12 protein-coding genes are annotated in these 12,833 nt (G+C 42.9%); 2 read left to right on the top strand and 10 right to left on the bottom strand.

All coding sequences use genetic code 11. The annotated features are described in order from the left end of the window. Nucleotides 1-3: 3 nt before the first annotated feature. Nucleotides 4-696, bottom strand: a complete 693-nt coding sequence (locus DS742_RS04375; RefSeq protein WP_117415792.1) for an amino acid ABC transporter permease — start codon at nt 694-696, stop codon at nt 4-6. 18 nt (nt 697-714) lie between these two features. Then, nucleotides 715-1,554 carry a basic amino acid ABC transporter substrate-binding protein gene (locus DS742_RS04370; RefSeq protein ID WP_117415791.1) on the bottom strand — a complete coding sequence of 280 codons (840 nt, stop codon included), beginning with the start codon at nt 1,552-1,554 and terminating at the stop codon, nt 715-717. Between the two features lie 181 nt (nt 1,555-1,735). Here DS742_RS04370 and DS742_RS04365 point away from each other — a divergent pair, with 181 nt between their 5' ends. Both DS742_RS04365 and DS742_RS04360 read left to right on the top strand, forming a co-directional pair. After that, nucleotides 1,736-2,512 (top strand): TMEM164 family acyltransferase, encoded by a 777-nt coding sequence (locus DS742_RS04365; protein WP_117415843.1) that lies wholly within the window; start codon nt 1,736-1,738, stop codon nt 2,510-2,512. A 42-nt stretch (nt 2,513-2,554) separates the two neighbouring features. After that, entirely contained in the window at nt 2,555-2,989 is a 435-nt protein-coding gene (locus DS742_RS04360; RefSeq protein ID WP_117415790.1) for a C-GCAxxG-C-C family protein, read from the top strand. Between the two features lie 10 nt (nt 2,990-2,999). Here DS742_RS04360 and DS742_RS04355 read toward each other — a convergent pair whose 3' ends face one another. The 8 genes from DS742_RS04355 to DS742_RS04320 form a co-directional block, all read right to left on the bottom strand. Further along, a complete protein-coding gene (locus tag DS742_RS04355; protein WP_242996389.1) occupies nt 3,000-4,337 on the bottom strand; it encodes a glycoside hydrolase family 30 protein in 1,338 nt (445 codons plus the stop codon). A gap of 17 nt (nt 4,338-4,354) precedes the next feature. Further along, the gene (locus DS742_RS04350; RefSeq protein WP_375340375.1) at nt 4,355-5,143 is read right to left on the bottom strand and encodes a carbohydrate ABC transporter permease; all 789 of its coding nucleotides are present in this window, start codon (nt 5,141-5,143) and stop codon (nt 4,355-4,357) included. Between the two features lie 65 nt (nt 5,144-5,208). Continuing rightward, nucleotides 5,209-6,081, bottom strand: a complete 873-nt coding sequence (locus DS742_RS04345) for a carbohydrate ABC transporter permease (RefSeq protein WP_117415788.1) — start codon at nt 6,079-6,081, stop codon at nt 5,209-5,211. Nucleotides 6,082-6,150: 69 nt separating this feature from the next. Continuing rightward, nucleotides 6,151-7,512 carry an ABC transporter substrate-binding protein gene (locus DS742_RS04340; RefSeq protein ID WP_117415787.1) on the bottom strand — a complete coding sequence of 454 codons (1,362 nt, stop codon included), beginning with the start codon at nt 7,510-7,512 and terminating at the stop codon, nt 6,151-6,153. Nucleotides 7,513-7,728: 216 nt separating this feature from the next. Further along, nucleotides 7,729-9,468, bottom strand: coding sequence for a sensor histidine kinase (locus DS742_RS04335; protein WP_117415786.1), 1,740 nt, complete (start codon nt 9,466-9,468; stop codon nt 7,729-7,731). Further along, on the bottom strand, nt 9,465-10,295 hold the full coding sequence (locus DS742_RS04330; protein WP_117415785.1) for a response regulator transcription factor: 831 nt from the start codon (nt 10,293-10,295) through the stop codon (nt 9,465-9,467). Before DS742_RS04330 ends, DS742_RS04335 begins: the two co-directional genes overlap by 4 nt. 24 nt (nt 10,296-10,319) lie before the next feature. After that, on the bottom strand, nt 10,320-11,051 hold the full coding sequence (locus DS742_RS04325) for a peptidoglycan recognition protein family protein (protein WP_117415784.1): 732 nt from the start codon (nt 11,049-11,051) through the stop codon (nt 10,320-10,322). A gap of 68 nt (nt 11,052-11,119) precedes the next feature. Further along, nucleotides 11,120-12,715, bottom strand: a complete 1,596-nt coding sequence (locus DS742_RS04320; RefSeq protein ID WP_117415783.1) for a ClC family H(+)/Cl(-) exchange transporter — start codon at nt 12,713-12,715, stop codon at nt 11,120-11,122. Nucleotides 12,716-12,833: the final 118 nt, after the last annotated feature.

Raw genomic sequence — 12,833 nt, 5'->3', positions numbered from 1 at the left:
TTATCAATGCTCACTTCTCTGCAGCCTCCTCTCCAGTACCTTTACCAGCTGTGAAAACACCATAACCATAACCAGATAAATGACAGCCACTGCGATCAGAGGCATAAACGCAGAATAGGTGCGGCTCTTAATGATATCTCCGCCTTTCGTCAAATCCTGCAGCCCTATGTAACCTGCAACCGAGGTTTCCTTCAACAACACGATAAACTCATTGGCCAGAGTCGGAACTACATTTTTAAATGCCTGGGGCATGATAATAAACCACATGGTCTGGGCATAGTTAAAGCCCAGACTCCTTCCTGCTTCAAACTGCCCCTTTTCAATGCTGCTGATACCGCTTCGGAAGATTTCAGCCACGTAGGCACCGGAGTTGATTCCGAATGCTACAACCGCAGTAAATACCTGTCCCGGATCATGAAAGGAAAAGATCACAAAATACATGATCATGAGCTGAACTACTACCGGTGTTCCGCGGATTACCGTAAGATAAACCCCGCAGATCCAGTTCAGTACCTTCAGCTTATGTGTATTTTCATAAGTAGACCGGATCACTGCAACTAAAAATCCCAGCAATATTCCGATTAAGACTGCAAAAAACGTAATTTTCAGCGTATTCTGCAATCCATCGGTAATGTATTTCCAACGGTCGTCTACGATAAAATTCTGATAGAAATCATCTCTTAGCTTTTCCCACATGGCACTCTTCCTTTATTCTTATTCTGCTGTGATGTATTTATCCACAATCTTCTGAAGTTCGCCGGAATCTTTTAATTCCTTGATTGCAGCATTCATCTTCTCTAACAGTTCAGTATTTCCTTTTTTAACAGCAATTGCATATTCTTCTTCTGTAAATGCTTCATCAAGAATCTTTAAGCCTGCATTCTCTTTTACAAATACTTTTGCTGGTTCACGGTCAATTACAACCGCATCCACTTTTCCCTGGGTGAGAGCCATAACTGCTTCCATTCCCTTGTTAAAACGCTGGATATTGGCATCCTTAATGTCACCTGCATATATATCTCCGGTTGTTCCGGTCTGAACGCCGATCTTCTTTCCGTCTAAATCTGCCGGAGCCTTGATCTCACTGCCTTCTTTTACAATAATAACCTGGGCTGCCTGTGCATAGGTATCAGTAAAGTCCACGTTTTTCTTACGGTCTTCGTTTACAGTCATACCAGCTGCAGTAAAATCTGCTTTGCCGGACTGAACAGCAGGAATCAGGGAATCAAATGCCATATCCTGAATCTCCAGTTCCATGCCCATCTTATCAGCAATGGCTTTTGCAATGTCTGCATCAATACCTACGATATCATTATTATCATGATATTCGTAAGGAGGGAACTCTGCGTTGGTTACCATAACCAGCTTACCGCCTGCTGCTGAGCTTTCTGCTGCTTTTGTTGTCTCGGCTCCAGCTTTTGTTGTTTCAGCTCCTGCTTTAGTTGTCTCAGCTCCTGCTGCTTTTGTCGTCTCTGTTTTTGCTGTCCCGCCGCATGCAGTTAATACTGCTGCCATACATAATGCTACTGCTACTGCAATTTTATTTTTCTTCATAATGATTCCTCCTCTTATACACAAATCTGCATAATTATAAAATAAGTATCAGTTATACATTATATAGCATTTTCGGAATTAATCAAGTACTTAGAAGGAAGATTGTTCAATTGCCTTGCATGTTTTTTTGCCATCCATTATAATATACCTGATTGATAATCAGGGAAGAAAGGGAACCGATATGAAGGATATCCTTATAAAAACGGCATGGCCTATGACTCCGCCTGCCCCCTACTCGTTTTTTCACCTTTTTTTTGTCTCTGCAGGGCTCATTTTCGTAGTTTTTCTGTCCTATTACACCACAAGAAAAATTAAGAACAACCAGATACCCGGACTTTTATTTCTCTGCGGCATTGTACTTGCAGCCTCGGAATGCTATAAACAGTTATTCTTATATTATGTGGTGAATGACCAGACTTACAACTGGTGGTATTTCCCATTTCAGCTGTGCAGCCTTCCTATGTATTTCTGTCTGGTGCTGCCATTTGTGCCTTCTGCGGGAAAAAAGACGGTGCTCTATACTTTTATGCAGGATTTTAACCTTCTTGGAGGAATTATGGCACTGGCTGAACCGTCAGGATTATTTCATCCTTACTGGGTACTGACTCTTCACGGACTGATCTGGCACCTGCTGCTGATTTATATCGGTCTGGTAATTGCCTTTTCCCGCTGTTCTGATACCACCTTGAGAGGATTTGTAAGGACACTGCCTTTATTTTTTATCTGTTGTATTGTAGCATCGGTGATTAACCGGACTGCAAAACCTTTGGGTCAGGCGGATATGTTTTATATCTCACCCTATTATCCATCTGCACAGATTGTCTTTCATGATATCGCCATAAAATATGGAATTTCCATAGGGAATACCCTCTATCTGACAGTAACCTGCCTGGGAGGATTTATCTTTCATGTTATCTTTGGAAAATTTCATCTTTTTTCTTCCCGGCAGAGTTCGTGACCGGGAAAATTATTTTTTATAATTCATCAGGAGGAATGACACATGTCAGAACCAATTACTGACAGAGCAAAGAAGGCTCTGGAAAAACACACAGACGGTTATAATTGTGCACAGGCTGTTTCCTGCGTATTCTGCGACAAAACCGGTGTGGAAGAAGCAACCATGTTCCGTTTCACGGAAGGCATGGGACTTGGAATGGGAGGAATGGAGGGGACATGCGGTGCCATCGGTGCTGCTGCCGTTTTATCCGGCTTAAAAAACAGCACAGCACAGCTTGATAAACCGAACTCCAAGAGAGCTTCTTATGAGGCCTCCAGAGCATGTCTGGCAAGATTTAAAGAACAGAATGGGAGTGTTGTTTGTAAAGATTTAAAAGGGGTTGAAACCGGCAAAGTTCTTCGTCCCTGCAATGATTGTATCGCTGATGCGGTCATTATAATCGAACAGACATTATTTAATGAAGAATCGGAAACTTAATCCGATTCTTCTATTCTTTTATTACTGCAGTTATAATGGAAGAGGCTTTAGCCGTAAATTTTACCAGCCTCCCTGATATTCGAAGGACATAGGGCAGATCACTGCTGCTTCTGTTTAGAATGATTACGGCAATGGAATGATCCGGGTTTTCCCATGCCGTCACATCAAGGAAAGATGTATAGCAGGTAGCGGCAATTCTCACTGCTCCAGGCTGAATAAAATGGGTAAAATGCCAGTAATACCGGAGAACAAACCTCTCTTCCAGTTTTTTAGTCTCTCCATGATAAAGGAATGGGGCGTCACAGTAATTTCCGGTATGATTGGGCCCCCCTTTTTCGTCAAGCAGAATGTTCCAGTCGTAAAATCCGCTCATTCCGTGATTTAAATTACCAATCATATCATGAGCCAGCCTTCCGGCATTGACGGTCTGGTCATCCTTACCGAACCTGGAAAACTCCAGGCAGCTTTCTGATAAGATCAGCTTTTTATCCGGGAATTTTTCCAAAATCAGCGACAGGGCATCAAAATGATCTCCGCTGTACCAGTGAAACGCCACGCCTGCAACCAGTTCTTCCGTCTGGTCACTCATCACGTCACAGGCCCGTTCAAAGGCCCGTTCTTTATTGTGATCCCATATAAACAATTCTATATGGCTTAAATTATTTTTTTTCATCTCAGGCACCAGAAAGTCTCTGATAAAAGTCTGTTCATCCCCGGCAGAGTAAACACAGGAGTCCCACGGCTGTACCGCTTTGGGTTCATTTTGTATGGAAAGCCTCTGAATGTGATAACCTCTGTCCGTATACTCCTTGATATAACGGCATAAATATCTGGCCCAGAGGCTGTAATATTCTTTCTTTAAGTTTCCGCCTTCTTTCCGGTTATGATTGGTTTTCATATAAGCGGGAGGAGACCAGGGGGAAAGCATAATCGGCAGTTTCCGTTTACAGTATGCTTCTGCCCTGTCCAAAAGAGGCAGCAGATACGCTTCCACATCCTGAAAGCTGAAATTGAGAAATTCCGTATCCTCTTTATCATCATCTGCTGTGTACATATGGGTAGAAAAATCACAGCTGTCTATGGGAATACGGACCATGCGGTAATTCATCTGCTCTGGTGAAAAATACATTCGAAGCAGCTCATCCTGCTGCTCATTGCTCATTTTTGAAAATACAAATCCTGCTGCATCGGTAAATGCGCCTCCAAACCCTTCCATTGTCTGATAACGCATGTGAGGATAAAGATTAATAACCTCATTTTCCGTTCCGTCATCAGGAAGGAATTCACCCTCCGTTTCTTCCCTGAAAAGCTTTGAATCTCCGAAAGTCAGATACTGACGTATGTTCAATGCGATACCTCCTTTTCTCAGCCCTTGACTGCTCCAAGTGCTACCCCTTTTGTAATATGCTTATTCAAAATAATGTAAATGATTAAAGCAGGCGCTGCAGACAATGCCATTACTGCAAACTGAACTGCATAGTTAGAGGAATACTGCCCTGTAAACTCAAGAATAGCAAAGGGAAGCGTCTTCCATTTCTTACTGCTTAAATAGGTAATTGCCAGCATAAATTCATTCCAGTTGTTTAAATAGGTCATAATTGAAACTGTAACGATTGAGGATTTCATAAGCGGAAAAATAATGATGGTCAGGATGCGGTAAATTCCACACCCGTCAATCAAAGCGGCCTCCTCTAATTCCTTTGGAATCGAGCTCATAAAGCTGGTAGTGAGGAAAAAGCCCTGTGGCAGGGAAAATGCCACGTAAGGAATGAGCAGAGCCCATATGGTATCTGTAATGCCCAGCTTGTCGTAAATCACGTAATTGGGAAGCAGGGTTGCATGAACCGGGATCATCATACCCATAACCATAAGAATGGAGGCAGCCTGTTTTAGTTTCCATTCCATTCTGCTGCAGGCAAATGCCGCCATGATAGAGATGATCAGAACAAGAACCACCGCAAGAGTATTAATTAACAGGCTGTTTTTTAAATAATGCAGAAAATTCCCATTTGTAAATGCGAGGAAATAATTCACCCACTGGATCTTTTTCGGCCATACCAGTATTCCATTTGTAAACAGTTCATTGCTGTTGCAAAGAGAAAAGTCAATCAGCCAGATTAACGGAAACATCTGTATTCCGGCTATGATCGTCATGACAGCAATGGTCAGCACTCTTCCCGGATTATTTCTGGTTGCTATCGCTGATTTTTCCATATGTTCTATTCCCCTCTCTCTGCAAATATACGGTTTAATGCAACAGTAGATATCAGGCAGATCAGAATAAACATCACACTGATGGAATTGCCGTAACCGTATTTATATGACTGAAACGCCTGTTTGTATAAGTAGCTTGCCATAAACTGGGTTTCGTTGCCGGGACCTCCTGCTGTGAGTAAATATACGGTCTCCATCTGTTTTAAAGCTGCAATTACCGCCATGGTCACATTCACCTGAATGACCGGCTTCATTAAAGGCAGAGTTATATGAAAGAAAATGTCCCTTCCATTTGCCCCGTCAATGGAGGCTGCTTCATACATAACCGGATCTATATTTTTAACGCCTGTATAATAAATCAGCATTCCCCAGCCAAACCCGTGCCAGATTAAGACCACCAGAACTGACCAGATTGCATTGCCGGAGCCTAAGAGATTGAGCTGACCCGTAAATCCTAAGTTCTTTAACACCTTTGCCACCAGACCGAAGTTGGGATTATAGATAAATTTCCACAGGTACGCGATCACTGCAACAGAAATTACATTAGGGATAAAGAAAATACAGCGAAACAGTCCTTCTGCCTTTCCCTGAAGTTTATCTAACTTAATGGCAGTCAGCATGGCAAGCGGATGCTGGATACAGATGAAGCCGATAGCTAAAAACAGGGAATTTCGGAGCGCTGTCCAGAATACGGAATCCTGAAACAGGGTTTTGTAGTTTTCCAGTCCGATGAAACTGCTTTTCCCGATTCCTGAGTAGTCAGTAAAACCATAATACACACTTAAAAGAATGGGCGCCAGGATGGCAGCTGTAAATACAAAGAGCCCGGGAGCCATCAAGGAAAAGATGACTTTCTTATTGCTGTATAATTTATGCATATTTTTTCCTCACTTTTTGTAAGACAAAGGGAGCTGTTGCTGCAGCCCCCTTATGTGAAAATCTAAGTTCTATTTCTTCATTGCACCTGCCAGTTTATCCGTAAAATCCTTTGCTGTAAGCTGACCGATTGCAAATTCAACAGAGGCATCCTCACTGACTGTTTTATACTGGTTGGTTCCCAGATCATTAAAGGTAACTCCGGAAATGCTTGTTGCGTGATTTACCTTGTCTACAAACTCCAGCTGCAGCGCGGTTTCTTTGCCTGTTAAATACTGTGAGAAATTCTGGGCTGACATACATACTCCCTTTTCCCAGCAAAGCTTGGACCAGTTTTCAGGCTGGTACATATAATTTAACAGCTTGATGGCTTCCGCCTTCACCTTGGAATTGGCTGTCACTGCATGACCGCCGCCATTCCATGCCGTAAGATCGGTTTTTGTGCCTTTTCCGCCTTCTACTGCCGGCATATTGAATACGCCGATGTTATTTCTGATCTCTTCCGGAATATTTTCATTGGTTGCCATGGACATTTCCCAGCTTCCCATGTAATACATGGCAGCCTGGCCATTGGTGAATAAATTCATGCTGGTGGCATAATCGGTTGTCTCAAATCCGGTCTGGAAAATGCCTGCATCAATGGATTTTTTCAGCTGATCCAGAGACTTTGTCCATGCTTCGTTGGAATAATCCCCCGTCTTTACTGCCTCTCTGATTTCCTTGGAAGATGTGCTGCCGTTATACTGCTGGTACAAAGCGTTGATATAGATGGAAAGAGGCCATTTATCGGAACCATCCATGGATACCGGAATCACGCCTGCTGTCTTGAAAGTGTTGACAGCTGCCAGTAAATCATCATAGGTCTCAGGAACCTTTACTCCATATTTTTCAAACATGGACTTGTTATAATAAAACGCCATTACATCAGTATTTCTTGCAAGTCCATATAATTTTCCATCCTTGCTGAATCCGTCCAAGGCACCTTGGATAAATCCATAATCCTTATAATCTGCAGGATTTAATTCTGCCAGAAGTCCGGCATCAATTACTTCATCAAGAAATGACGGCTGCCCCCATGCATTTACTAAATCCGGCATATCAGAACCGGAAGCATACGCTTTGAATTTGGTTTTATAGCTTTCGTCATCCAGCGCTTCCACCTGGATTTTTACATTGGGATTTTTCTCCATGTACTGGTCAAACAGCATCTGCTCAATGAGTCCCTGACCGCTGGTACGGTCTGGTAAGTTGGAAAATACTTTGATTACCACATCGCCGCCTGCTGCAGCCTGGCTGCTTTCCTTGCCGGTTTCTTTACTGCTTTCCTGACCTGCCCTGGTGTCCTCTGTTTTGGTTTTACCACTGCCGCAGCCTGTTAAAGCAATGGCAGCTGCCGCCGCGCATAACAACATTCCGATTTGTCTTTTTTTCATAGCCCTCTCCAATCTGCCACCATAAAGCGGCAAAATACCTTAATAGTTGCCATTATTACTTTTCATTCCCCATCAGCGCTGATTTCTGTTCATAATTATAACAATTTATTGTTTTGGTTTATACACACTAATTTAATGAAAATGTTTAAAATATTAATCACATTGATTAAAAAAGTCCGGCGGGCATTTTTCGTACCGGCCGGACATAATTCATCTTTACTTTATTTCATTTTGCTCTTTTATAACAGCCGGAATGTGTATCGTCATTCTGGTTCCGGCTCCCAATACACTTTGTATGAGAAGACCATAATCCTGACCGTATATCATCTGGATTCTGCGATTGACATTGACAACTCCAATGGAAGTATGACCTCTCTTTTTCATGGAGTAATCCTCTGACAGGATCTGGGAAATGGCTTCTTCCGTCATGCCCACACCGTCATCTTCCACCTGGATATACAAATCGTCACCCTCCAGCCAGGCTGCAATAACAATATTTCCTTTGTCCAGCTTTTCTTCAATTCCATGTACGATGGCATTTTCCAGAATGGGCTGTATTAAAAGGCGGGGGATAGAAAGATCCATCAGGCTTTCGTCAATTTTAATGACTGCCTCCATCTTATCCTGGTAACGGTAATTCTGAATCGCCAGATAGTCCTCTAAATTCTTAACCTCTTCCCGAATGCGGACAAATGACTTCTTTTCCAGTGAATAACGCATCATATTGCCCAGGGCTGCCACCATATCCCCGATATCATCTGCGTGGCGTATTCGCGCCATCCAGTTAATGGTGTCCAGGGTATTATAAAGAAAATGAGGATTAATCTGCATCTGCAGAGATTTCATCTGGGCTTCCTGTTTCATTACCTTCTGCTCATAGACCGTACTGACCAGACTGTTCATATCGTTTACCATCTGATTAAAGGTATGGCTCAGCCGCCCGATCTCATCTTCGGAATTTACCTGGCAGTTTATATTGAAATCTCCCTGACCAAAATTCTCCATGGCCTTTGTCAGTTCCCGAAGAGGTTTTGTCATGTTTCTGGATACCAGGGCAGAGATGAAAGCTGCCAAACAGGCCGTTATAACGGTGACCAGTATGACGATGTTCTTTAGTTTTGTCACGTCCCGCAGGTAGTAGTCTCTTGGTATGGCAAGCATCATGTGCCAGCCATTTGAGATAGGGGCGCTGTTGTAAATGCTGTAATTCTGATCTCCGATTTTTACATCCCGGTAGAATGCTTCCTTCTCCCCAAAGCAGTTAATATACGGTTCTTTTAACACTTCTCCCGAAAGCTCCTTGGAGCTGGCAGCCAGAATGCGCCCTTCCTCATTGACGAGAAAAACGTTGCCTGCCTGGGACAGATCGATATCAGAAATAATATCATATAAACTTTTCTCATTAACATCCAGGGCAACATATCCCAGCGACTTTTTAGAAGGAAATCCATACAGCTTTTTCATCAGCACAATATGCCCGTTTTTTACTTCCCAGTACTGATTCTCATCACGGATATATTCCCTGATATCCAGGGGAGTCCCGCTGCGTATTTTCGTATAGGTATACTCTCTGTCTGAATCAGACCGGATGCTGATAGCGTTAATCTCCTGCCGCAGCAGGGCATAGGAAGAAAGGATTTCCCGTATATTGCTGTGGAGACGGTAATAAGCCAGTCTGTCGTCTGCCATCTCCTGTTCTGACTTCAAAGAACTTTGTATGGTATCATTTCCGTTGATATAAAAAGCAACATTTTCAATCGCTGCCACTGTGCTTTCAATTTTTGAAAGTGTGACTGATGCAAGATTTTTTAAGTAATCATTGGTTTTATCAGCCAGAATTCTTCTTGCATAGGAAAATTCCATATACGAGAGAAAAATAACAGGAACGAGAATCAGAGTGAGAAAAAGAAACATCAGCTTACTGTGGAAATTTTGTCTGCGATACCATCTTTTCATAACTGGGCTGTCTCCGTAAATTTCTGAAAGGGATTGACTGCATGGCTGCCTGATTTCCGGTATTCATACGGTGTCATTCCATAATTTTTCTTGAATATCTGTCCGAAATACCGTTCATCTGAAATACCGATTTTACTGCAGATCTCTCCGTTTTTCAGCTTCGTCTCCGTAAGATATTTTGCGGCATAATACATTCTCACGGAAGTGAGAATCTCAAGAAACGTATATCCTGTTTCTTTTTTTATATAGTGGCTCATGTAAACAGTGGTAAAATGAAATTCTTCGGAAAGAACGGATAAGCTTAACTCTCTGTCATAATTTTCATAGATATATTTAATGATTTTCCCGATCCGCTCATCCTCTGCTTCCAGAATCTCTTCTGCAGGCTTAACAAGAGCAGAATATCCCTGGATTTTTGATTCCAGCTCCTCCAGCTTTATTTTCGTCTTTTTTTCCTGATTAAATTTCTCACATGCATTCTTTACACAAGCCATAATTTCGTCCGGTGTGGATGGCTTTAAGATATAGTCAGATACCCCAAGTGATATGGCTTCCCTTGCATATTCAAATTCACCGTATCCCGTTAAAAGAATGACTTTTGCGTCCGGATAATTCTGCAGCGTACGTTTTGCCAGCTCGATTCCGGATAACCCCGGCATCCGGATGTCAGTAAGTAAAATATCGATCTCCTGACTGTCGATCCACTCTTCCGCCTCAATACCGTCTTTTAAAATCCCAACAACCTCAATCTCATTTTCCTTCCAGGGAAGCATACCAAGTCCCTGTCTGATAATGGCTTCATCATCAACAATCAATAATCGGTACATTGCAATCCCCCATTGCCTGTAGTTTTACTCCCCTTTGATACCCTTTCTCTCTGCTTTTACATCTTGCAAGAACTGCTTCCACGCATCTTCATGGGCCACAAAATATCTGGGGCAATCCTTGCCGGTGGCATCATAATGCCGGATAACATCCTTTTCCGTCAATCCCAGTTCGTTGCACAAAAGAGCGGTAAACTTCACTAAAGAAGCGTAAGTCTGGTCATTAAATTTACCGGTTTCATCGGGATGACAGCATTCTATGGAAACCGTATCCTTATTTTTCTCCTTTGAGGTTGCATAGGCCACCTCGTAGATAGGGATTTCCTGAAGAATCTCCCCTTCCAGACCGATGATAAAATGACTGCTTGCAGAAATCTTTTTTTCTCCTTTCTGATCCTTTAAGCTGGCAAAATAATCCCGGTTTTGTTTGGCAGTTGTACCGGGATTGGCAACATAATGAATCACAATTCCGTTAATCCGTTTCATCCTGGTTCCCGGCCTTGAATAAGGATTAAATTCAAGGAAGTCCTGCCGGACGTAATCCGGCATGGTGATGGACCTGATATCCACATAGTTTCTTCTAAAAAGAAAAATTAATCCCCAAAAAATACAGGCCAATAATCCGGTCCATATGACAAACCGCAGGAATATGTATAAGAATGCTCTTTTTTTCTTCTTTTTCTTTTGCTTATGCCGGCGTTGTCTTGACCTGCGCCGGCGTTCCAGTTCATCCATTCTATCTTTTGTCTGATTATTCATGGTTAAAGCTCCTGATCTGCCTTTTCTACCAGTTTACGTCTTTCCCAAAGAAAAAGTCAATAAAAATGTCAGGAATGTATCCGGATTACCGATTCCATCTTCACGGTCTCGCACACATTTTGCAGGACTTCATGCAGCTTACCCTGAGCTGACTCATCACAGAGAATGACCATTTTATCTCCTGCCAGAAACTTTGTTTCCCCTCTTGGAACGAACTCAGCTTCTCCCCGCAAAAGAGAAATAAGAAGACAGGTCCGCGGCCACTGGATTTCACAAACCTTCTTTCCCTCCGCCTCGCTTCCGTGAAAAATCATCCCTTCTACCAGCACTTTTTCCCCGGTAAGGGAAGTTTCTCTGTCAGGACTTAATTTTCGTAAAAGCCGGTGAAGCAGCTGATCATAAACAGGAGCGCACCGTACCATATCCGGAATTACATAAGCGATCAGGGAAACAAGGGAGAGAGCAAGTAAATGGGTAAAGCTTCCAGTCATTTCGCTGATTAGAATGATACCGGTGATGGGTGCTCTCACAATGGCGGAGAAATACCCTGCCATTCCCAGTATGATGAAATTTCCAAGAAGACCCTGAAGGGAATCTGTCATTATTCCCACTGCACTGCAATAGATACTGCCTATTACTGCGCCAAGTACCAGGAGCGGCAGAAAAATTCCGCCCGGTGCACCTGACCCGAAACTTAAGAGAGAAAAGGCAAATTTTAAAATCAGTAAAAGACACAGCGCTCCAAGCATCATCTCTCCTGAGGTCAGTACCTCTACCAGCGAATGGCCTCCGCCCAGTACTGCCGGATAATACAGGCCGAAAACTCCGGCCAATAAAAACGGTATCATTAAACGTACAAACTGATTTGGAATTTTCTGATACAGATCCTGGGTTTTTGAAAGAGTTGAATTATACACCACCCCCATTGCTCCGATAATGATACCGAAGGCGATAACATATCCATAGCAGTTTAAGGGGATCATTTGTGTAATCTGAAGATCAAACACCGGCTTTAAACCGAATACATTCCGGGAAACGAAATCCGCAGTGATGGAGGATGCCATGGTGGATAGAAGAATTTCCGGTGAAAAATGTTTATGTATTTCTTCCAGAGAGAATAAAACACCGGCAATGGGCGCATTAAAGGCTGCGGACAAGCCTGCGCTGGCACCGCACGTGATCAAAAGCTTCTCCTCTGTCTTTGACCTTTTTGAAATCCTGGAAATTCCTTTGGCTGTCATGGCACCAAGCTGAATACTCGGGCCTTCCCTTCCCAGTGAAAGACCAAAGCCAAGAGATATGAGTCCGCCAGCCAGCTTGGCAGCAAGGGTTTTCCACCAGCAGGGATCCAGCTCTCCCATCATCTCCCCTTCAACCTGGGGAATTCCGCTTCCTGAGATGAAAGATTCCCATTTAAGCAGTAATGCCACAAAAAAGGCACCGGCTGTAAGAACGAGAAACCAGATGGCAATGAATAGCGGTTTCCCCTTTACAACATTGAACACCCATTTAAGCAGCTTATCTCCATCACTGAGCAAATAACGGAATAACACCACTACAGAACCGGCTATGGCTCCTGTTAAAATCCCTTCAAGTATCAATTCATAACGAAAACTTCGGTAACGGTTAATCGTTTTCTTTACCGTATGACCTTCGTTCTGCATCACTCATCCTCCTGTAAATTATAATTTTTCATTGTTAACCTGCACACAATATAAAATTATAGCTCCTGATACTTTTGATTGCAAGGTAAAATCCAGCTTATCACAAAACAGACCGGTC

This window comes from Lacrimispora amygdalina, assembly GCF_003432035.1.
In the GTDB taxonomy this organism is placed as follows: Bacteria; Bacillota; Clostridia; order Lachnospirales; family Lachnospiraceae; genus Lacrimispora; species Lacrimispora amygdalina.
Note: the sequence above shows the minus strand (reverse complement) of the source record. Positions and strands in the feature narration are given on the sequence as shown.